Annotated in this window: 18 protein-coding genes; 11 read left to right on the forward strand and 7 right to left on the reverse strand. The window is 65.9% G+C overall.

Features of this window, described 5'->3' with window-relative positions:
* Positions 1-29 precede the first annotated feature (29 nt).
* The 4 genes from BCCGELA001_RS13305 to BCCGELA001_RS13320 form a co-directional block, all read right to left on the reverse strand.
* Positions 30-1,139, reverse strand: coding sequence for an SMP-30/gluconolactonase/LRE family protein (locus BCCGELA001_RS13305; RefSeq protein ID WP_008550033.1), 1,110 nt, complete (start codon positions 1,137-1,139; stop codon positions 30-32).
* 129 nt (positions 1,140-1,268) lie between these two features.
* Positions 1,269-2,183 carry an SDR family NAD(P)-dependent oxidoreductase gene (locus tag BCCGELA001_RS13310; RefSeq protein WP_060735494.1) on the reverse strand — a complete coding sequence of 305 codons (915 nt, stop codon included), beginning with the start codon at positions 2,181-2,183 and terminating at the stop codon, positions 1,269-1,271.
* Positions 2,184-2,322: 139 nt separating this feature from the next.
* Complete coding sequence (locus BCCGELA001_RS13315) at positions 2,323-3,462, reverse strand: thiolase C-terminal domain-containing protein (protein ID WP_008550020.1); 1,140 nt, start codon at positions 3,460-3,462, stop codon at positions 2,323-2,325.
* A gap of 3 nt (positions 3,463-3,465) precedes the next feature.
* Entirely contained in the window at positions 3,466-3,879 is a 414-nt protein-coding gene (locus BCCGELA001_RS13320) for a Zn-ribbon domain-containing OB-fold protein (protein WP_008550017.1), read from the reverse strand.
* Positions 3,880-4,056: 177 nt separating this feature from the next.
* Between BCCGELA001_RS13320 and BCCGELA001_RS13325 the strand changes: the two genes are divergently transcribed.
* The 4 genes from BCCGELA001_RS13325 (at position 4,057) to alkB (ending at position 7,689) form a co-directional block, all read left to right on the forward strand.
* Positions 4,057-5,406: an amidase gene (locus BCCGELA001_RS13325; RefSeq protein ID WP_060735495.1), complete on the forward strand. Its 1,350-nt coding sequence runs from the start codon at positions 4,057-4,059 to the stop codon at positions 5,404-5,406.
* Positions 5,399-6,088 carry a DUF2848 domain-containing protein gene (locus tag BCCGELA001_RS13330; RefSeq protein ID WP_008550003.1) on the forward strand — a complete coding sequence of 230 codons (690 nt, stop codon included), beginning with the start codon at positions 5,399-5,401 and terminating at the stop codon, positions 6,086-6,088. Before BCCGELA001_RS13325 ends, BCCGELA001_RS13330 begins: the two co-directional genes overlap by 8 nt.
* 191 nt (positions 6,089-6,279) lie before the next feature.
* Positions 6,280-7,026, forward strand: coding sequence for a 2OG-Fe(II) oxygenase (locus tag BCCGELA001_RS13335; protein ID WP_060737641.1), 747 nt, complete (start codon positions 6,280-6,282; stop codon positions 7,024-7,026).
* A 9-nt stretch (positions 7,027-7,035) separates the two neighbouring features.
* The gene (alkB, locus tag BCCGELA001_RS13340) at positions 7,036-7,689 is read left to right on the forward strand and encodes a DNA oxidative demethylase AlkB (RefSeq protein ID WP_060735496.1); all 654 of its coding nucleotides are present in this window, start codon (positions 7,036-7,038) and stop codon (positions 7,687-7,689) included.
* 125 nt (positions 7,690-7,814) lie between these two features.
* Here alkB and BCCGELA001_RS13345 read toward each other — a convergent pair whose 3' ends face one another.
* The 3 genes from BCCGELA001_RS13345 to hpaH form a co-directional block, all read right to left on the reverse strand.
* Positions 7,815-9,443, reverse strand: a complete 1,629-nt coding sequence (locus BCCGELA001_RS13345) for a thiamine pyrophosphate-dependent enzyme (RefSeq protein WP_060735497.1) — start codon at positions 9,441-9,443, stop codon at positions 7,815-7,817.
* 81 nt (positions 9,444-9,524) lie between these two features.
* The gene (locus BCCGELA001_RS13350; RefSeq protein WP_008568945.1) at positions 9,525-9,923 is read right to left on the reverse strand and encodes a 5-carboxymethyl-2-hydroxymuconate Delta-isomerase; all 399 of its coding nucleotides are present in this window, start codon (positions 9,921-9,923) and stop codon (positions 9,525-9,527) included.
* A gap of 45 nt (positions 9,924-9,968) precedes the next feature.
* A complete protein-coding gene (hpaH, locus tag BCCGELA001_RS13355) occupies positions 9,969-10,775 on the reverse strand; it encodes a 2-oxo-hept-4-ene-1,7-dioate hydratase (protein ID WP_060735498.1) in 807 nt (268 codons plus the stop codon).
* Between the two features lie 124 nt (positions 10,776-10,899).
* Between hpaH and hpaR the strand changes: the two genes are divergently transcribed.
* The 7 genes from hpaR to BCCGELA001_RS13390 all read left to right on the forward strand — a co-directional run bounded on the left by hpaR (position 10,900) and on the right by BCCGELA001_RS13390 (position 22,013).
* On the forward strand, positions 10,900-11,418 hold the full coding sequence (gene hpaR / locus BCCGELA001_RS13360) for a homoprotocatechuate degradation operon regulator HpaR (RefSeq protein ID WP_008549980.1): 519 nt from the start codon (positions 10,900-10,902) through the stop codon (positions 11,416-11,418).
* A gap of 116 nt (positions 11,419-11,534) precedes the next feature.
* On the forward strand, positions 11,535-12,620 hold the full coding sequence (locus tag BCCGELA001_RS13365) for a malate/lactate/ureidoglycolate dehydrogenase (protein ID WP_060735499.1): 1,086 nt from the start codon (positions 11,535-11,537) through the stop codon (positions 12,618-12,620).
* A gap of 128 nt (positions 12,621-12,748) precedes the next feature.
* On the forward strand, positions 12,749-13,525 hold the full coding sequence (locus tag BCCGELA001_RS13370) for an HpcH/HpaI aldolase family protein (RefSeq protein WP_008549964.1): 777 nt from the start codon (positions 12,749-12,751) through the stop codon (positions 13,523-13,525).
* A 98-nt stretch (positions 13,526-13,623) separates the two neighbouring features.
* Entirely contained in the window at positions 13,624-15,147 is a 1,524-nt protein-coding gene (locus BCCGELA001_RS13375) for a UxaA family hydrolase (protein WP_060735500.1), read from the forward strand.
* 168 nt (positions 15,148-15,315) lie between these two features.
* A complete protein-coding gene (locus tag BCCGELA001_RS13380; protein ID WP_060735501.1) occupies positions 15,316-18,585 on the forward strand; it encodes a transglutaminase family protein in 3,270 nt (1,089 codons plus the stop codon).
* Positions 18,586-18,612: 27 nt separating this feature from the next.
* A complete protein-coding gene (locus BCCGELA001_RS13385) occupies positions 18,613-21,138 on the forward strand; it encodes a circularly permuted type 2 ATP-grasp protein (protein WP_060735502.1) in 2,526 nt (841 codons plus the stop codon).
* The gene (locus tag BCCGELA001_RS13390) at positions 21,135-22,013 is read left to right on the forward strand and encodes a transglutaminase family protein (protein WP_060735503.1); all 879 of its coding nucleotides are present in this window, start codon (positions 21,135-21,137) and stop codon (positions 22,011-22,013) included. The genes BCCGELA001_RS13385 and BCCGELA001_RS13390 overlap by 4 nt, the downstream gene beginning before the upstream one ends.
* Positions 22,014-22,102: the final 89 nt, after the last annotated feature.

Here is a 22,102-nt window from a genome sequence, read left to right on the forward strand (position 1 = left end):
CGCCATTCGCCACTCACTATTCGCTCATCTCAACAGAAATGCGCCCCCTGCGTCTCCACGTAGACCGCATACAGCGACTGGCTCGCGGTCATGAACAGGCGGTTGCGCTTCTTGCCGCCGAAGCAGACATTGGCGCAGGTCTCGGGCAGCAGGATCTGGCCGATGCGCGCGCCGTCGTCCGGCGCGAACACCTGCACGCCGTCGTAGCCGGGACCGACCCAGCCGGCGCCGACCCAGATGTTCCCTTCGGTATCGACGCGCAGGCCGTCGGGGAAGCCCGATTTGCCGTCGAGCGTCATGTCGATGAGCTTCTTCGGGTTCGACAGCTTCGCCCCGTCGATGTCATAGGACCACACCACGTTCTTGGCTTCCGGATAATGCGTGATGCCGGTGTCGCAGACGTAGAGCTTCTTGTAGTCGTGGCTGAAGGCGAGGCCGTTCGGCTTGAACGCCTCGTCCGCGACCTTTGCGACTTGCCCGGTTTGGGTGTCCAGTCGATAGACGGCTTCCTTCTGATGCGGCTGGAGCGAGCCGGTCTTGGCGAGCTTGCCTTCATAGATGCTGATCGCGCCATATCCAGGGTCGGTGAACCAGATCGCCTTGTCGTTGGGATGCACGACCATGTCGTTCGGGCCGTTGAGCGGCTTGCCATTGGCTTGCTCTGCCAGCGTCGTCACCGAGCCGTCGTGCTCGTAGCGGACGAGACGCGTGCGTTCGGCGCTGAGCTGGCGTCCTTCGGTGTCGAAGGAATTGCCGTTGGCTTCGTTCGACGGCTTGTGGAATTGCTCGGAGATGTGGCCGTCATCGTCGAGATAGCGCAACTGCCGGTTGGCGGGGATGTCGCTCCAGACGAGATATTGTCCCTGCGCATTCCAGGCAGGCCCCTCCGCCCACAGGCAGCCGGTGTAGAGCCGCTTGATCGCGGTGTTGCCGACCTTGGCCTTGAAGCGCTTGGGGTCGACGGCAACGATGTCGGGGTCGGGATAGCGCTGCGGCTCGGCGTTGGCGCCGAAGTCGCGGGCGTTGGCCTGTGACGCCAGGACACTGGCGGCGAGCGCCGCCGTGCCCTTGAGCAGCGTACGGCGCCCAAGGCCGCCGCTTGCAGAGCTGTCGTCGTGGTTGGTCAGTATTCTTGTCATGGTTTCCTCCCAAAGTTTCGTTGGGAGGCCACCATCCGTCCGCATTCGGGCATAATGCGGAGCAATCTCCGGCCGAGACAACCGGAGATCGCAGGGCAGGGATGCCGGAAATGCGGCTGGACGAAATTTTTACACGGGATCCCAGGTGAAGATGTCGGCCGAGCGGTCGAGCTTGTAGAACGAGCCTTTCAGCGCCGGCATGCCGTGTTCCGCGATCGACTGCGGCGTCCAGCCTTCGTTCCGCTGCACCGAGCGGATCGGACGGTTCTGGCTGAACAGGAAGATCTCGTTCATGCGCACGCCGAAGATCTGTCCGGTGACGTCCTTGGCGGAATCGCCGAGCAGGTAGCCGCAGAGCGGAGCGATCTTCTCAGGTCCCATCTGCTTGATCTTCTCGACGCGCGCCTTCTCGGCTTCGGTCTCGGTCGGGATGGTGCCGATCATGCGGGTCCAGGCGAATGGCGAGACGCAATTGGAGCGGACATTGAAGCGGCCCATGTCGAGAGCGATCGACTTCGACAGCCCGACGATGCCGAGCTTGGCGGCGGCGTAATTGGCCTGGCCAAAATTGCCGATCAGGCCCGAAGTCGAGGTGAAGTGCACGAAGGAGCCCGACTCCTGCTCGCGGAAGATCCGCGCCGCGGCGTGGCTGACATAGAACGAGCCCATCAGGTGCACCTTGATGACGGCCTCGAACGCTTCCACGCTCATCTTGTGGAAGATCATGTCGCGCAAGATGCCGGCATTGTTGACGACGCCGTCGAGCCGGCCGAAATGATCGGTCGCAGCCTTCACGATCTTGCTGGCGGGGATCGCCTCCGCCACCGACTCGAAATTGGCAACCGCCGTGCCGCCGCGCTTCTTGATCTCCTCGACCACTTCTTCGGCGGGCGCAGCGTTCGCGCCGGCGCCGTCCGCGGCGCCGCCGGGATCGTTGACGACGACCTTGGCCCCTTCGCCAGCGCACAGCAACGCGATCTCGCGCCCGATGCCGCGGCCCGCGCCGGTGACGATGATGACCTTGTCTTGCAGTGATTTGCTCATGGTAGCCTCTCTATGTTGTCTCTGCGGATGCGGCTAACCCAGCTTGTCGTGCGCGGGCTTGACCCGCGCATCCATCTTCAGAAGAGGATGGATTGCCGGGGCAAGCCCGGCAATGACGGCTAGGTAATTCCGCGCCGCCTTACCTTTCGTTCGTAAATACGATCGTGCCACTCGCCGCGAACATGCCGCCGACGCCGTGGCACACCGAAATCTTGGCGTTCGGCACCTGCGCCGGCGCGATCCCGCGCATCTGCCGCACGCTCTCCTGCAGCGCGTACATGCCGTACATGCCGGAGTGCATGTAGCTCAAGCCGCCGCCATTGGTGTTGAGCGGCAGTTTGCCGCCCGGCCGCGTGTTGCCGTCCGCGATGAACCGGCCCGTCTCCTCATACGGCATGAAGCCGAGATCGCCGAGGCCGAACAGCGGCAGATGCGCGAACGCATCATAGATCATGAGATGGTCGACGTCCTTGTGCGCGATGCCGGCTTCCTTGAAGGCGAGGGGGCCTGCGGTCTTGAACGCGCGCGAGGAATTGAATGTCTCCATCTGGCTGACCATCGGCGTCTCTACGCTCTCGCCGGTGCCCATGATGTAGACGGGCTTGCGCGGAAAATCCCTGGCGCGGTCAGCCGAGGTCAGGATCAGCGCGCCGCCGCCGTCGGTGACGAGACAGCACTGCAGGAGCCGGAACGGATAGGCGATCATGCGCGAGTTGAGCACGTCGGCGACCGTGATCGGGTCCTTCATCATCGCGCGCGGATTCTTCGCCGCCCATTCCCGCTGCACCACCGCCACCGAAGCCAGCTGCTCGTGCGTGATGCCGTAGGTTTTCATGAAGCGCAGCACGGGGATCGGGAACATGCTCGGCGGACCGTAGACGCCGTAGGGCGCCTCGAACTGGCCGTTGAGGCTGTCGGCTGGCGTCGAGCGCGGCAATTTGCCGATCATCGACTTGCCGCTCTCGGCATGGGTGATCAGCACGGTCTTGCACAGGCCGGCCTCGATCGCTGCAGCTGCGTGGCGGACGTGCAGCATGAAGGAGCAGCCGCCGACCGAGGTGCCGTCGACCCAGGTCGGCTTGATGCCGAGATAGTGGCAGACCTGCTGCGGCGTCTCGACCGCGGTGGCGAAGCCGTCGATGTCCGAGAGCTTCAGCCCGGCATCGGCGATGGCATTGAGCGCCGCATCGGCGTGGAGCTGGAGCTGCGAAGCGTTGGCGATAACACCGAGCTCGGTGGTCTCAGCCGCGCCGACGACGGCAACCTGATTCCTGCGCATGGTCTACCCCTTCGCCGGACGGAAGACGGGGAGGGCGATCTTGTCGTCGAGTTGCTCAAAGGCCACCTCGAGCTGCATGTCGAGCTCGAGTGCCTCCGGCGTCTGCGGGCAGTCGATGATGTTGCTCATCATCCGCGGCCCCTCGGCGAGCTCGACCACCGCGATCGCGTAAGGCGGCGTGAAGCCCGGCGCGGCGGGACGATGGTTGATCACGTAGCTGTAGAGAAAACCCTTGCCGCTCGCTTTGAACACAGAAACCTTGCGCGAGGCGCAGGACGGGCAGAACGGGCGCGGCGGGAAGTAGACATGCGCGCAGGCGTCGCAGCGCTGCAGGCGCAATTCGCCCGCCTTCGTGCCGTCCCAGAAATGCTGGGTCTCCGGCGTCGGTTTCGGTCGCGCGCGCTGCGGTTCGGCCATGTCGGCGGCTCCTCCAAAAAGACAGGCTTTCCGCCCGGCTGTTTCGATCTTGATGCGACAATCGACCATGGCGCGTCAACGGTCCAGCAATGCGCATGCATGCCATCATGCGCACAATGCTTGTGTCGCGCTGAGGCAGCGCTATAGATTGCGCGCGCAATATTCCGTGAGACAGACATGCCCGATTTTCCGACGCTGGCGAAGCTCGCCGAAGACCTCGAAAGCGGCCGCACGACCTCCCGCAAGCTGGTCGAGGCCTGCATCGCCAGGATCGCCGACCCCGCCGGCGAAGGCCAGCGCGCGTTCATCCATGTCGACAAGGAGGGCGCGCTCGCGGCGGCGGATGCGATGGACGGCTTACGCAAGGCCAAGGCAGCACCGTCGCGCTATGCCGGCATCCCGATCTCGATCAAGGACCTGTTCGACATCAGGGGGCAGGTGACGCGCGCCGGCTCCCGCGCGCTCGACGATTCCTCGCCGGCCGAGCAGGACGCCGTGACGGTGGCGCGCCTGCGCAAGGCCGGCTTCGTCGTGATCGGGCGCACCAACATGACCGAGTTCGCCTATTCCGGCATCGGCATCAATCCGCATTACGGCACGCCGAAGGGCGCCTGGAACCGGGCCGAAGGCCACGTGCCGGGTGGCTCGTCCTCGGGCGCGGCAGTGTCCGTGCTCGACGGCATGGCGCATGGCGCGCTTGGCACCGACACCGGCGGCTCCTGCAGGATTCCGGCCGCCTTCAACGGCATCGTCGGCTACAAGCCGACGCAGCGCCGCGTGCCGCTGGACGGCTCAGTGCCGCTGTCGTTCTCGCTCGACAGCATCGGGCCGCTGGCGCGATCGGTCAGCTGCTGTGCCATACTCGATGCGGTGCTTGCGAACGAGCCGATCGTTCCGCTCAGGCCGCGCCCGGTGAAGGGTATGCGGCTCGCGGTGCCCACCACGATCGCGCTCGACGACCTCGATGCACAGGTCTCTACGGCGTTCGAGCGCGCGCTGAAATCGCTTGCCGATCACGGCGCCATCATCGAGCGCGTCGAGATGGCCGAATTCCACGACATCGGCCCGATGAACGCCAAGGGCGGCTTTGCCGCCTCCGAAAGCTATGCCTGGCATCGCTATCTGATCACGTCCAAGGGCGACGTCTACGACCCCCGGGTCGCCGTGCGCATCATGCGCGGCGAGGCGCAGAGCGCGGCCGACTACATTGACCTGCTCAACGAACGCCGCTCGCTGATCGCCCGCGTCAACGCGCGCATCGCGCCCTATGACGCGCTGGTGCTGCCGACCACGCCCAACACGCCGCCGAAGATCGCCGACCTCGCCGACGATCAGGCGTTCACCCGCGAAAACATCCGCGCCTTGCGCAATTGCAGCCTGATCAACATGATCGACGGCTGCGCCATCTCGCTGCCGGCGCATCGCGAGGGCGAAGTTCCCGTCGGCCTGATGCTGGCGGGGGCGGGTGGGTCCGACCGACGTATTTTCGAGCTCGCTGCCGGCATGGAGGCCGTAATTCGTGTTTGACCTCACTTTCACCGTCGACGCCCAGGACACCACAACGCCGCTGACGCTGGCCATCGACCAGATGGTCATCGCCGGCTGGACCGGCCGCGATCCGGTCGCACGCGACAAGCACATCGCCGAGCTGCAAGAGATGGGCATCGCCCCGCCGGCCTCAACTCCGATCTATTACCGCGCCTCGGCGCGGCGGCTGACCCAGGAAGACAGCATCGAATGCACCGGCGGCGATTCCTCCGGCGAGGTCGAGTTCGTGCTGATCGGCTGGCAGGGCCGCATCTTCGTCGGCTGCGGTTCCGATCACACCGACCGCAAGGTCGAGGCTTACAGCGTCACTGTGTCCAAGCAGATGTGCGACAAGCCGGTCGCCTCCACCCTGTGGGAGCTCGAAGACGTCATCGGCCATTGGGACAGGATGATCCTGCGCTCCTACGCCACCATCAAGGGCGAGCGCGCGCTGTACCAGGAGGGCACGCTGGATGCGATGCTGCCGGTCACTGACCTGATCGCGCGCGGCGGCTTCCCCAGCGGAAAGTTGCCCGACGGCTGCGCCATGTTCGGCGGCACCTTCGCCGCCAAGGGCGGCATCCGCCCGGCGGACCGCTTCGATTTCGAGCTTGAAGACCCCGTGCTGAAGCGCACGATCAGGCACGGCTACGACGTGGTGACGCTGCCGGTGAGGGGCTGAGGCCTCTCCGCGTCATTGCGAGGAGCCCTTTCGACAAGCGATCCAGATTGGTTCCGCGGAGGGATCCTGGATTGTTTCGCGGGGCCTGTCATCGGGCCGCGCTTCGCGCGGACTCGATGGCTCGCATGACGAGGACATCATCATCGGAAATCGGGTGGCGGGGTGAACGCCGGGCTATAAAGGTGATTGCCATGACAATGACCGCACGCAAATCGCCCCAAACGTCATCCATCGACCTCGCCGCCCATCTCGATGCACTCGACTGGCCGCAGATCACCGCCGAACTCGACGCACAAGGCTGCGCGGTCCTGAAGAACCTCCTCACTCCGGACCATTGCCGCGCCATCGCCGGCCTCTATCCTGACGACACGCAGTTCCGCAGCCGGATCGTCATGGGCCGCCACGGCTTTGGCCGCGGCGAGTACAAGTATTTCTCCTATCCGCTGCCCGACCTGATCGCGCAGCTGCGCCCCGCGCTCTACGCGCACCTACAAGCCGTCGCCAACCGCTGGAACGAGGCGATGGGGATCGACATCCGCTACCCCACGACCCATGCCGCGTTTCTCAGGCGCTGCCACGAGGCCGGCCAGGCGCGGCCGACGCCGCTGCTGCTGCAATATGAGGCCGGCGACTACAATTGCCTGCATCAGGACCTCTACGGCGAGCACGTGTTCCCGATCCAGGTCGCGATCCTGCTGTCCGAGCCGGGCCGAGACTTCACAGGCGGCGAGTTCGTGCTGACCGAGCAGCGGCCGCGCATGCAGTCGCGCGCCGAGGTGGTGCCGCTGGCGCAGGGCGACGCCGTCGCCTTCGCTGTGCATCATCGCCCGGTGCAGGGGACACGCGGCACCTACCGCGTTAACATGCGCCATGGCGTCAGCCGGATCAGATCCGGCCAGCGCCACACGCTGGGTGTGATCTTTCACGATGCCAAATGAGTGAGGCGATTGACCGCGGATCTGTTTGATAGCGTTGCTGAGGCGCAGCCGTCGCGCGAAGAAATCGCCGACGGCGCCGTGCTGCTGCGCGGCTTTGTCAGGCCGATCGAGAGCGCGCTGATCGAGGCCGTGCGCGCGATCGTGGTGCAGTCGCCGTTCCGGCGCATGACCACGCCCGGCGGCCATCAGATGTCGGTGGCCATGACCAATTGCGGCGAGCGCGGCTGGATCACCGACCACACCGGCTATCGCTATGATCCCATCGATCCGCGCACCGGTGCGCCCTGGCCGCCGATGCCGCAGGTGTTGCGCGATCTCGCCCGCCGCGCGGCGGAGCAGGGCGGCTTCAAGTCCTTTGCGCCCGATGCCTGCCTCGTCAATCGCTACGAGCCCGGCACGCGGCTGTCGCTGCATCAGGACAAGGACGAGCTCGACTATTCCGCGCCGATCGTATCGGTCTCGCTGGGCCTGCCCGCGACATTCCTGTTCGGCGGCCTCGCGCGCAGCGACAAGCCGCGCCGTTTCCGGCTGGTCCATGGTGATGTCGTGGTCTGGGGCGGGTCCAGCCGGCTCGCCTATCACGGCGTCGCCCCGCTCGCCGATGGTGAGCATGCGCTGCTGGGACGGAAGCGGATCAACCTGACGTTCCGCAGGACGCGCTAGTCCATCTCCTCATCCTGAGGAGCGCGCCCTTGGCGCGCGTCTCGAAGGATAGAGGCCCGGGTGGCTACAGCGGGGGCCTTCATGGTTCGAGACGGCGCTGGCGCGCCTCCTCACCATGAGGATCACTACGGCTTCGGTGGGTGAATGAACGCCCACGGGCTGACTTCCGAATCCCTGTCCACCTCGACCGAGATCAGATACGGCCCGTCGTGGCTAAGTGCCTTTTCCAGCACCGCCTTGAATTGCTCTGGCGCCGTGACGCGCGCGGCCGCAACGCCGAAGGACTCCGCGAGCTTGACGAAATCCGGATTGACGAGATCGGACGCCACCACGCGGCCGTCGAAATGCTGACGCTGATCGCGGCGGACATTGCCGTAGGCGTTGTTGTTGAACACCAGCGTCACCACGCCGATGTTGAACTGCACGGCCGTCGACAGCTCCTGCACACCGAACATGAAGCCGCCGTCGCCGGTGATGGCCACCACCGGCTTGTCGGGATTGGCGACCTTGGCGCCGAGCGCGGTCGGAAAGCCCGAGCCGAGCGTGCCCTGATAGCCCGAGGTGATGAAGCTGCGCGGCTCGTAGACGGGAAAGCCGTACCAGGAGGCGAATCCGACCTGCGACAATTCATCGGTGACGATCGCATTCGCCGGCAGCACCTCGCGCAGGATGTTGAGATACGCCATCTGCGGCTGGACGCGCTGGATCTCGGCTTGCGCCGACGCCGTAGCCTCGCGGATGTCTCCGCGCCGGCCGCTGCTTCTCTCATAGCCGGCCTTCCTCACGGCCGCGACGAGATCGGCGGTGCCGTCCCTGGCATCGGCGACGATGGCCGCATCGGAAGCAAGCCGGCGCATCTCGGCCGGATCGATGTCGATCCGAATGGATTTCAGTCCCTGCGGCTGATACGGCCAGCGAAAGCCCGAGGCGGGCAGCTCCGCGCGGGTGCCGATCGCGATCATCAAATCGGTCGTGGGCCAGAGCTTGTAGGCCGCCGCCATGGTGAGCCCTAGCTCATGCGCGTTGGAGACGATGCCGCGGCCGCTGCGGAAGGCGACGACGGGCGCATCGATCATTTCGGCGAGCTCGAGAATCTCCTCGCGCGCTTCGATCGCGCCGCTGCCGACGAAGATCATCGGCGCCTTGCTGGATTTGATCAGTGCCGCCGCCTTCTTGATCAAATCAGGATCAGGCCGCGGCGCGGGCAGCGGCTCCAGCACCTGCGCGGCGGCAGTGTCGGCGCGCTGGGTGAAAACGTCCCAGGGCATCTCGACCGAGGCGGGGCCGCGCCGTCCCGACATCATCTCCTGGAACGCGCGTGCCACCACCGTCGGCGCGTTGCCGGGATATTCGATCCGGTCCGCCCATTTCACATAGGTGCGCAAGGTCGCGAGCTGGTCCGGCATCTCGTGCAGATGGCCGCGGCCCTTGCCTAGGAATGACGTCGGCACCTGGCCGGTCACGCACAGCACCGGCTCGTTGCAGCCGAAGGCGGTGAGCAGCGCCGCGCTGGCATTGAGCACGCCGGGGCCGGGCACCACGCTGAACACGCCGGGCCTGCCGCTGGAGCGCGCATAGCCGAACGCCATGTAGCCGCAAGCCTGCTCGTGCCGCGCGCCGATCACCTTGAGTTGGGCCTGGTGGAAGGCATCGAACAGGCCGTAGACCTGCGCGCCGGGCAGGCCGAACACGGTGTCGACACCATGGGCGACGAGCCCGCTTACGATCGCTTCGCCGCCGGTGAGGGTGGTCATTGCGCTATCCACTTCTATTGGAGTTCAGGTTCCTCGACAGTGCCGTTTAGCAGAAGTCCGAAGCCCGCGGCTTCGGAAACGTCAGCCCGCTTGTGCCGCAGCTTTCAGAACGTCGTGGATGTTGTTGCGCTTCCAGCTGGTGTCCTTGTCGTTGATCTGCATGTCGAACGACAGGGAGAACCTGCTGGCGGCGAAGACGGGATCGAGATGTTTGGAGAGCGCCTGGAAGACATGCTCGCCGGCCTTCTGGCGCGTCGGCAGATCGCGGCCTTCGCCGATCCGCAGCACCATGTCGAGAAAGGCGTAGTCCTGACGCGCGTCCGCGATCGCATAGTGCTCGCAGCGGATGGCGCGAACGCGGATGCCGCCGAGCGGGAAGATGCCGGTCTCGACCGCCGCCTTGCGCACGACCTCGCAGACCAAGGCCATGTCGAGACGGCCGTCGAGATTGGCCGAATATTCGATGGTGAAATGCGGCATCGCGGTTTCACTCCCTGTCTTCTCATTCGCCGACCGATTTATTTGTCAGGCGAAGTAGCAGCTCACCGAGCCATAGGCGCCATAATCCGCCTGCATTGTGTCGCCCTTGCGGGTTTCGATCGGACGAATGAAGGAGCCGGCGAGCACGACCTGTCCGGGCTCCAGCGCGAGGCCGAGCGGCGCGATCTTGTTGGCGAGCCAGGCCACCGCGGTCGCGGGATGATTGAGCACGCCGGCGGCAAGGCCCGTCTCCTCGAGCTGGCCATTCCTGAAGCACAGCGCGCCGATCCAGCGCAGGTCGGCATCCAGCGGCCGGATCGGCCTTCCGCCGAGCACGATGCCGGCGTTGGCCGCGTTGTCGGCGATGGTGTCGAAGATCTTTCGCGTGGCCTTGGTCTTGGCGTCGACCCGCTCGATGCGCGTGTCCAAAATCTCCAGCGCCGGCACGACGAAGTCGGTGGCGTTGAGCACGTCGAACATGGTGCAGTCGGGGCCTGACAGGCGCTTGCTCATGACGAAGGCGAGCTCGGCCTCGACACGCGTGGCGATGAAGCGCTCGGTCGGCACCAGCCCGCCATCGGCAAAGAACATGTCGTCGAGCAGCACGCCGGAGTCAGGTTCGTCGATGTCAAGCGCGCTCTGCATCGCCTTCGAGGTCAGGCCGATCTTGTGGCCCTTGACGATGCGCCCCTCCGCGATCTTGACGTCGACCCAGGCCTTCTGAATCGCGTAAGCATCCACGATGGTGATGTCAGGGAAGTCCTGCGAGAGCTGCCGGATCTGCGTGCGGGTCTTCTCCGCCTGGTGCAGACGTCCCGCGCAAGCTTGGATATCGTCGTTGGAAAGCGCCATGTGATCCCAAGGCGTGTGATCTTACAGATCGTGGTGCCCGGAGATACTTAACATGTTAAGTGAATGCGTCAAACACAAATTCGGCTTGCTGCAGTGCAAACGTTTGGCGGCATGAAAGGGCGTCATGGTGAAGAGACCGGCTGATCCTGCGAATGGAGGCGGACCTGTCGCACGGCAGGTGCCGATGCGCGATTTCTCGCGCTCTCTGCCGATGTCGCTGCTGCGGGCGCGCGAGGCGGTAATGCGGCAATTCCGCCCCTCGCTGCGCGAGCACGGCTTGACCGAGCAGCAATGGCGCATTCTGCGCGCGCTCGCTTCCATCGAGGCGGTCGAAGTCACGGAACTCGCGCGCACCGCGTTCCTGCTGGGGCCGAGCCTGTCGCGCATCCTGCGCGACCTCGAGGCGCGCAATCTGATCGAGCGCAAGACGGCGAAGGCGGACCAGCGCCGCAGCATGGTCTCGATCTCGAAAGAGGGCGTGAAGCTGATGGCCTCGGTGGCGCCGACCTCGGAGGCGATCTATGCGGAGATCACGCGACGCTTTGGCGCACGCAAGCTCGCCGAGTTGCAGGAGATGCTTGGCGAGCTCGAACAGAGTCTCGCAGGCCTCGGCGCAAGCGAAGAGGCAAGTGCCGAGGAGTGACACCTGATATGCGCGCCCGTGCGGCCACGGCCATGGACATTCGTGCGCTTTTTCGCTCAACTTGCTGCCAAGCCGATCTCTGAAAAATCGGCGCGAGTGGAGGCACGCAGGCCGTCATGGTCACCATTCAGGTCCAGAAGCTCATCGACTTCGTCACCGAAGTCTTCGCGCATGCGCAATCCTCACCCGAAGAAGCCAGGCGCATCGCCACCTATCTCACCACCGCGAATCTGACCGGCCACGACAGTCACGGCGTGATCCGAGTGCCCGTCTACATCCGCTGGCAGAAGACCGGCTCGGTCGTGCCCAACCAGAACGCGGAGGTGGTGCTCGACACGCCGTCGCTCGCAGTGGTCGACGGCAAGTTCGGCTATGGCCAGACCGTGACGCCACAGGCGGTCCGGATCGGCATCGAGAAGTGCAGGAAAGCGGGCCTCGCCGCGGTCGCATTGCGCAATGCCGGCCATATCGGCCGTGTCGGCGATTGGGCCGAGATGGCCGCGGCCGAAGGTCTCATCTCGATCCATTTCGTCAACGCTGCGGGCTCGCTGCTGGTGGCGCCGTTCGGCGGCGTCGAGAAGCGGCTGTCGACCGCGCCATACTGCGTCGGCATCCCGCGCGAAGGCCAAGACCCGATCGTGCTTGATTTTGCCACTTCGGTCGTCGCCGAGGGCAAGGTGCTGGTCGCAAGCCGCGGCGGCAAGAAGCTGCCGAAGGGCGCGCTGGTCGATTCCGACGGGACCTTGAGCGAGGACCCGGTCGTGCTCTACGGGCCGTTCACCCCTGACGGGCCGCGCGATCACACCAAGGGCACCGGCGCCATCCGCGCCTTCGGCGAGCACAAGGGCTCGGGCCTAGCCTTCATGTGCGAGCTCCTGGGCGGGGCCTTGACCGGAACCGGGGCGACATCGGGCGGGCGACGCTTTGCCAACGGCATGCTGGCGTTCTATGTCGATCCGAAGGTGGTCGACACCTCCAACCTGTTCGACGGCGAAGTCTCGCGCTATGTCGATTTCATCCGCGCCACCAAGCCGATGGCTGGGGTCGATCAGGTGCTGATTCCCGGCGATCCCGAGCGGAAAACCCGCAGCGATCGGACCCGGAACGGCATCCCCTTGCCGGATGACACCTGGGCGGCAATAGTGAACACAGCCCGCGAGGTCGGCATCAGCGAAGTCAGCATCCAGAGCGCGACCGCATAGGTCTTGCGCCATTGCGAGCGTAGCGCGGCGGCCCGGTTCGCGGTAACAGCTGGTCGTGCTGTCGCGGCGCTCGTCATGGTGACGATGGTCCAAATAACACGGTCCAAACAACAAAGAAGGAAGGCAACGTGGCGAACAAGGTCAAGGAAATCTGGAAGTCGGGCAAGGCCGTGGTCAACGCGTGGCTCGCTATACCCTCCGGCTTCTCGGCCGAGATGATCGCGCAATGCGGCTTCGACAGCGTCACCGTCGACATGCAGCACGGCGTGCAGGATTATCTGTCGATGGTCCAGTGCTTCCAGGCCATGGACAAGCATCCGGTCACGCCGATGGTTCGCGTGCCCTGGAACGAGCCCGGCATCATCGGCAAGGTCCTCGACGGCGGCGCCTATGGCGTGATCTGCCCGATGGTCAATACGCCGCAGGAAGCCAGGAACCTGGTCTCCTATTCGAAATATCCGCCGCAGGGCGTGCGCTCCAACGGCCCGATCCGCGCCGGCATGTACGGCACCGCGGGTTCCTACCAGAAGACCGCGAATGCCGACACCATCCTGCTGCCGATGATGGAGACGAAGACGGCAGTCGAGAACATGGAAGCGATCCTCGACGTCGAAGGCATCGACGGCGTCTATATCGGCCCGTCCGACCTCGGCTTCTCCTACGGCCTCGAGCCGAAGCTCGACCGCAGTGAGCCGGAGATCCTCGCGATCTACGAGAAGATCATCAAGGAGTGCGGCAAGCGCGGCCTCAACCCGGGCATCCATTGCAGCGGCGCCGAAGGCGCAGCGCGCGCCATTAACATGGGCTTCAAGCTCGTCACGCTCTCGAACGAGGTCGGCCTGATGACGACCTACGCCAAGATGCAGGTGAATGCGACCCGCAAGGATTCGGGCGGCAAGGCTTAAGCACTTGCGAATGGCGAATGGGGAGTAGCGAATAGTGCTGCTCCCCTTTTTCCATTCGCCACTCACCATTCGCTATTCGCCTCCGAAGGAGATTTGCCATGACCATCAGCCCTGTCATCCGCCTGCATCCCGATGATGGCGTGCTGATCGCGCGGGCGAGCCTGCCGCCGGGCACGGTGGTCGCCGACGGCGTGACCACGGTCGAGCGCATTCCCTCCGGCCACAAGGTCGCGATCAAGCCGATCGCAATGGGCCAGCCGGTCAAGCGCTACGGCCAGATCATCGGCTTTGCGACTCAAGCCATCGCGCCGGGCCAGCACGTGCACACGCAGAATTGCGGCATGGGCGATTTCGCCAAGGACTATGCGTATTGTGCCGACGTCAAGCCGACGCCGAACTTCGACCTGCCGGCGACCTTCGAAGGCATTCGCCGTCCGGACGGCCGCGTCGCCACGCGCAACTATATCGGCATTCTCACTTCGGTGAATTGCAGCGCGCATGTGGCGAGCCTGGTCGCCGACGTCTTCAAGAAGAATCCCTTCACCGGCGACAATCCGCTCGCCGATTTCCCCAACGTCGACGGCGTGGTCGCGCTGACCCACAAGACCGGCTGCGGCATGACGCAGAACGAGCCGCTTGCGCTGCTCCGCCGCACGCTCGGCGGCTACGCGCGGCACGTCAATTTCTCCCACGTTATCGTGCTCGGCCTCGGCTGCGAGGTGAACCAGATCGGCGGCCTGATGGAGGAGCAGAAGCTCGCCGGGCGCCTGCGCGCGATGGACATCCAGGAGGTCGGCGGCACCCGCAAGACTGTCGAGGCGGGCATCGCCTTCGTGCGCGAGGCGCTGGCCGACGCCAACAAGGTCAAGCGCGAGAGCGTGCCGGCGAGCGAGCTCACCGTGGCGCTGCAATGCGGCGGCTCGGACGGCTATTCCGGCGTATCCGCCAATCCCGCGCTCGGCGCGGCCAGTGACCTCATCGTGCGCCATGGCGGCACCGTGATCCTGTCGGAGACGCCGGAGACCTATGGCGCCGAACATTTGCTGACGCGCCGCGCCGTCAGCCGCGAGGTCGGCGAGAAGCTGGTCGATCTCATGCGCTGGTGGGACGAATACACGACGCGTGAAGGCGCCGAGATGAATGCGAATCCGAGCCCCGGCAACAAGGCCGGCGGCCTCACCACCATTCTCGAGAAATCGCTCGGCGCGATGGCGAAGGCCGGCACCACCAATCTCGTCGAGGTGCTACGCTACGCCGAACCCATCACCAAGAAGGGTTTCGTCTTCATGGACACCCCCGGCTACGATCCCGTGGCCGCAACCGGCCAGGTCGCAGGCGGCGCCAATCTCGTCTGCTTCACAACAGGACGCGGCAGCGTGTTTGGCTGCAAGCCGGCGCCCTCGATCAAGCTCGCCACCAACACGCCGATGTACAAGCGCATGGAAGAGGACATGGACGTCAATTGCGGCACCATCCTCGAAGGCGAGGAGAGCGTCGAGCAGTGCGGCCAGCGCATCTTCGAGCTCATCCTCAAGACCGCATCGGGCCAGCCGACCAAGAGCGAGAGCTTCGATTTCGGAGGCGCCGAGTTCGCGCCCTGGGTGCTGGGCGCAACGATGTGAGCGGGGCGAATGGCGAATAGGGAGTAGCGAATAGCCTGCTCGAACGTCTATTCGCCATTCGCCACTCACTATTCGCCCGTGCTGTAGGCACGCACTGCCCGTTGTTAGTGCTTGATCGAGGTCACTAGCGGTGTTCTGCTCAAAAATGCTGCTGGAGCACCGCACCCCGTGTCGATCTACGTCGCATTGCATCACGTCACGCACTACAAGTACGACCGTCCGATCGATCTCGGTCCGCAGACCATCCGGCTACGGCCGGCGCCGCATACGCGCACACCCATCCTGAGCTATTCGCTCAAGGTCACACCCTCCAATCATTTCGTGAACTGGCAGCAGGATCCGCAGGGCAACTGGCTCGCGCGCTACGTCTTTCCGGAAAAGACGACCGAGCTGAAATTCGAGGTCGACTTCACGGCGCAGATGACGGTGGTCAATCCGTTCGACTTCTTCGTCGAGCCCTACGCCGACAGCTTTCCGTTCGAGTACCCCGAGGATCTGAAGACGGAGCTCGCGCCGTATCTCGAGACCATCAAGCCCGATCGTCTGTTCGCGCAATATCTCGATACGATCCCGCAGGAAGCCCCGAACACCGTCAACTTCCTGGTCGAGCTCAATCGCGAGCTGCAGAAGAAGGTTCGTTACATCATCCGCATGGAGCCGGGCGTGCAGACGCCGGAGGAGACGCTTGCCTCCGGCGCCGGGTCGTGCCGCGACTCCGCCTGGCTCCTGATTCAGACGCTGCGTCATCTCGGTCTCGCGGCGCGGTTCGTCTCCGGCTACCTCGTCCAGATCCGTCCGGACATCGATCCGATCGAGGGACCGCCGGAGGTGGAGACCGACTTCACCGACCTGCACGCTTGGGCCGAAGTCTATCTGCCGGGCGCGGGCTGGGTCGGGTTCGATGCGACCTCCGGCATGCTCGCGGGCGAAGGGCACATCCCGGTCGCGGCAACGCCGCATTATCGCTCCGCCGCGCCGATCTCCGGCGGCGCCGGTTTTGCCGAGGTCGAGTTCGCCTTCGACATGAGCGTGAAGCGCATCCGCGAGGCGCCGCGCATCACAAAGCCGTTCTCCGACGAATCCTGGGCGCGGCTCGACGATCTCGGCGAGCAGGTCGACGGCGATCTCGCCAGCGCCGACGTGCGGCTCACCATGGGCGGCGAGCCCACCTTCGTCTCGGTCGACGATCTCGAAGCCGGCGAGTGGAATACCGAAGCGGTCGGCCCGACCAAGCGCGCGCTCGGCGACGATCTGATCCGCCGGCTGCGCACGCGCTTTGCGCCCGGCGGCCTGCTGCATTACGGCCAGGGCAAATGGTATCCCGGCGAGAGCCTGCCGCGCTGGGCCTTCGGCCTGTACTGGCGCAAGGACGGCGTGCCGATCTGGAAGAACGCCGATCTCATCGCGAAGATCGCGAATCCACGGCGGCCGGAGGTCAGGGACGCCGAAGCCTTCATGGAAGGTACCGCCGCGCGGCTCGGGCTCGACCTCGGCTACATCATGCCCGCCTATGAGGATCCGGCCTATTGGCTGCAGAAGGAAGCCGAGCTTCCGGTCAACGTCGATCCCACCGATTCCAAACTGTCGGATCCCGAAGCGCGCGCGCGGATGGCGCGGGTGTTCGACCAGGGCCTCAACACGCCGCGCGGCTTCGTGCTGCCGATCCAGCGCTGGAATGCCCCGCCGCGCTGGCGCAGCGAACGCTGGCCGCTCCGGCGCAACCATCTGTTCCTGATGCCGGGCGACTCGCCTCTCGGCTTGCGCCTGCCGATCGGCTCGCTCGGCTACGTCCCTCCCAACCAATATCCCTACGTCGTCGAGCAGGACCCGATGGAGGCGCGGGGCAAGCTGCCGGTGTTCACACTTCCCGCGCGTCCGGAAGCGCCGCCGCGGCTCGAGCCCGAGCATCTCAACACCTCGGTCCCGGTACGTACCGCGATGTCGGTCGAAGTCCGCGACGGTGTGCTCTGCGCCTTCATGCCGCCCGTCGAGCGCATCGAGGATTATCTCGAATTGGTCTCGGCGCTCGAAGCCACCGCCGAGGAGATGCAGCTCCCTGTTCATGTCGAAGGCTATCCGCCGCCGTTCGATCCGCGCATCGAGGTCATCAAGGTGACGCCCGATCCTGGAGTCATCGAGATCAACATTCAGCCGGCCAGGAGTTGGCGCGATGCCGTCGAGATCACCTCCGGCCTGTACGAGGACGCCGGCAAGGTTCGTCTCGGCGCCAACCGTTTCCTGGTCGACGGCCGCCACACCGGCACCGGCGGCGGCAATCACGTCGTGGTCGGCGGTTCGAGCCCTCAGGATTCGCCGTTCCTGCGCCGGCCGGATCTGCTGAAGAGTTTGGTCCTGTACTGGCAGCGCCATCCGTCGCTGTCCTATTTCTTCTCCGGTCTCTTCATCGGCCCGACCAGCCAGGCGCCGCGCATCGACGAGGCCCGCCACGACAGCATCTACGAACTCGAGATCGCGCTCTCGCACGTGCCGCCGCCGGGCTATCAGACGCCGCTATGGCTGGTGGACCGGCTGTTCCGGCATCTGCTCGTCGACATCACCGGCAACACCCATCGCGCCGAGATCTGCATCGACAAGCTCTATTCGCCTGACGGCCCCACGGGGCGGCTCGGCCTCGTCGAATTTCGCGCGCTCGAAATGCCGCCCGATCCGCGCATGTCGCTGGCGCAGCAGCTCCTGATCCGCGCGCTAATCGCAAAATTCTGGCGCGAGCCGCAACAGGGCAAGTTCGTGCGCTGGGGCACCGCACTGCATGATCGCTTCATGCTGCCGCATTTCATCTGGGACGATTTTCTCGATGTGCTCGGCGAGCTGAAGCAGTTCGGCTACCCGTTCGAGCCGGAATGGTATCTGGCCCAGCTCGAATTCCGCTTTCCCGCCTTCGGCCGGGTGCATCATGGCGGAGTCACGCTGGAGCTGCGCCAGGCGCTGGAGCCCTGGCACGTGCTCGGCGAGGAGGGCTCGGCCGGCGGCACCGTGCGCTATGTCGACTCGTCCGTCGAGCGGCTCCAGGTCAAGGCGGAAGGCTTCGTCGAGGGCCGCCACATCGTCACCTGCAATGGCCGCCGCCTGCCGATGACTTCGACGGGACGCTCGGGCGAGGCGGTGGCCGGCGTCCGCTTCAAGGCCTGGCAGCCGGCCTCGGGCCTGCACCCGACCATCCCGGTCCACGCGCCCCTGACCTTCGATCTCATCGATAGCTGGAACGGCCGCTCGCTCGGCGGCTGCGTCTACCACGTCGCCCATCCCGGCGGCCGCAACTACGACACCAAGCCGGTCAACACCTACGAGGCCGAGGCGCGGCGGCTGGCGCGCTTCCAGGACCACGGCCACACGCCGGGGCCGATCCAGCCGCCGCCCGAGGAACGCACAAATGAGTTTCCGCTGACCCTCGACTTGCGGACCCCGCTCCTGCAATGAGTATGATGGTGGGGCAGGGAGAGGCGCATGGGCGAGGGCGCAGCCGAACAGGACGACAAGGCGGGCCGGGCGAAAGGCCAGCGTGAAGGCCAGCGCCGTCTCGCGCAATGGGTCCGCGACTATCGCCGCCTGCCCGGTATTCCCGATGAGTTCCTCGGGCCCGACGGCGCCCCGCGGGCGGTCTGGAGCCGCTTCTTCGATGCCTTCGGCGCGCTCGCGCCGGACGAGGTCGAGCGGCGCTTCGCCATGGCCGACCGTCATCTGCGCGAGGCCGGCGTCACCTACCGCGCCCCCGGCGACAGCGCCGACCGGCCGTGGTCGGTGAGCCATCTGCCGCTCCTGATCGACGAGGCCGACTGGCGGCAGCTCTCCGCCGGCATCACCCAGCGCGCCGAATTGCTGGAGCTCGTGCTCCGCGACATCTATGGCGAGGGCCGTCTCGTCGCCGAGGGCGCGCTGCCGGCGGCTGCGATCGCGGGCAGCCCCGAATATCTCCGCCCCGTCTGCGGCGTGCCGCCGCCGGGCGGGCGCTATCTCTCGATCTACGCCGCCGATGTCGGCCGCGGGCCCGATGGCCGCTGGTGGGTGCTCGGCGATCGCACCCAGGCGCCGTCAGGCGCGGGCTATGCGCTGGAGAACCGCCTCGTGCTCTCGCGCGCCTTCTCCGATCTGTACAAGTCGATGAACGTGCCGCGCGTCGCGCCGTTCTTCGAGGCCTTTCGCGACAGTCTGCGCGCGCGGGCCGATCGCGACGAGCCGCGCATCGGCGTGCTCTCCCCCGGCAGCTTCAGCGAGACCTATTTCGAGCATGCGACGCTGGCGCGCTATCTCGGCTTCCTGCTGGTCGAAGGCGATGATCTCGCCGTCAGCGAGAACCGCATCCACATCCGCACCGTTGCCGGTCTCAAGCGGCTCGACGTGCTGCTTCGCCGGGTCGATTCCAATTCACTCGATCCGCTCGAGCTCGATGCCTCCTCGCGGTTGGGGGTGCCCGGCCTGATCGATGTCCTGCGCAAGGACGGCGTCGTCGTCGCCAACATGCCGGGCTCGGGCGTGCCGGAGGCGCGGGCGCTGCTCGGCTTCCTGCCGGCGCTGAGCCGCCGCCTGCTCGGCGAGGAGCTGAAGATGCCGCATATCGCGACCTGGTGGTGCGGTCAGCGCGTCGCGCGAGACGAAGTGCTGGCGCGGCTCGACGAGGTCGCGATCGAAGGCGCCTACCGGCGCGGCGTGCCGGGCTTCGACAGCAACGGTCCGGTGCTCGCGAGCGAGCTCGAACCGAGCGAGCGCCAGCGCCTGGTCGAGGCCATCACCGCGCGCGGCATGGACTATGTCGGCCAGGAGGTGGTGCGGCTCTCGACCATGCCGGTGTGGGAGCAGGGCCAGCTCACGCCGCGCCCCTTCGTGCTGCGCGTGTTCGCGGCTGCCACGCCCGACGGCTGGGCCATCATGCCCGGCGGCTTCTGCCGGATCGCCGAGCAGGCCGATGCACGCGCGGTGTCGATGGGCGACGGCGCCCGCGCGGCCGATGTCTGGGTCGTCTCGGACAAACAGGTCTCGACCGCGACGCTGCTGCCGGCGACCGACAAGGTGCGCATCCGCCGCATCGCCGGCGTGCTGCCGAGCCGCGCCGCCGACAATCTGTTCTGGCTCGGCCGCTATCTCGAACGCGCCGAGGCGACGCTGCGTCTGGTGCGCGCGCTGGGTTCGCCGAGCGGGCCTAATAAGGGCACCGCCGCGTCGCTGCAATCGGCCGAACGCATCCAGCGCCTGCTGGTGGCCTGGGGCGCGATCTCGCAGACCTCGCGCACCGCGCCGGGCCGCATCGTTGCCGAAGCGCTCCAGAGCGAGACGCATTTCGGCTCGGCGCTGTCGCTTGTGCGCGCGGCGCAGCGTACCGCGACCTCGCTGCGCGAGCGCCTGTCGCCCGATGCCTGGCAGGTCATCACCGAGATGGCCGACCGTCTCGCCTACGAGGTCGAGGACGACGACAGCGTGGTGAGCGCGGCCGAGCTGACCTTGCAGGAGCTGGCGAGCTTTGCAGGGCTTGCGCAGGAGAACATGAACCGCGCCGCCGGCTGGCGCTTTCTCGACGTCGGCCGCCGCATCGAGCGCGCCATCAACACCACGCGCTTCACGCGCCAATTCGCCTATGACGAGGCCGGCGACGAGGATCTCGACATCCTGCTGACGCTGGTAGATTGCCAGATCACCTATCGCTCGCGTTACCTGCTGGCGCCGATCCTGGCGCCGGTGCGCGATCTCGCCGTGCTCGACGGCTACAATCCGCGTTCGGTGGCGTTCCAGGTGACGACGCTGAACGAGCACATCGCCGCGCTGCCGAGCCTGAAGGAGCACGGCCTGATCGAGAAGCCGCAGCGGCTTGCGGTGGCGATGCAGGCGATGCTCGCGACCGCGGAGGCCGAGAAGCTCGAGGTCAAGACGCTGTTCGCGCTGGAGCAGGATCTGCTCAACCTCGCCGAGGCGATCGGACAGCACTACTTCCCGCACGGCCCCAATGCCAGCCGGCCGGAAAAGCTGACGGGGCTGGCGTGATCTACGACATCCGTCACGTCACGACATACGAATATGAGAGCCCGGTCAGCTTCGCCCGCTGCACGCTGCGGCTGGAGCCGAGAAGTGGCAGCGGCCAGGAGCTGATATCGCACCGCGTCGAGATCCGTCCGCGTCCGGCCGAGCGCAATGTCCGCCGCGATTTCTTCGGCACGCTCACCGAGAGCGTGGTGATCGAAGCCGCCCATCGCAATCTGCGGATCGATTCGCGTTCGCGCGTCTCCGTCTCGCGTCGGCCGCCGGCGCGCGATGCCGCGAGCCCGGCCTGGGAGACCATTCGCGATATCGCTTTCGAGGCCACGAGCCTCGGGCCGTCCTCGCCGGTCGGCTATGTCTTTGCGAGCCCCTTGGTGCCGGTGCTGCGTCCGGTCAGTGCTTATGCGGCATTGAGCTTTGCGCCCGGCGCGGGCGTCCTCGCCTGCGCCGTCGATCTCATGCGTCGCATTCGCAGCGAATTTCGCTATGATCCAAAGGCGACGGTGATTTCGACGCCGCTCGGCGAGGTCTTCGACAAGCGTCACGGTGTCTGTCAGGACTTTGCCCATGTGATGATCGCGGGACTGCGCGGGCTCGGTCTGCCGGCGGCCTATGTCAGCGGCTACCTGCGCACCATTCCGCCGCCGGGCCAGGCGCGGCTGCAAGGCGCCGACGCCACCCATGCCTGGGTCGCGCTGTGGTGCGGAGCCGAACTCGGCTGGGTCGATCTCGATCCGACCAACGATCTCCTGGTCGCCGATGACCATATCGTGCTCGCGATGGGGCGCGATTTTTCCGACGTCTCGCCCATCGACGGCATCATCGTCGGTTCGCCGAAACAGAAGCTCGGCGTCGCCGTGGACGTGGTGCTGGTCGAATAACCGCAATCTTGCGGTCTGGACACAGGCCGCCTTAGGCTGTATCGCGCCGTTATTGCAACCGCGATATGGCGGAGCGCACCTGCAACATA

It is taken from the genome of Bradyrhizobium sp. CCGE-LA001, from assembly GCF_000296215.2.
Lineage (GTDB): Bacteria > Pseudomonadota > Alphaproteobacteria > Rhizobiales > Xanthobacteraceae > Bradyrhizobium.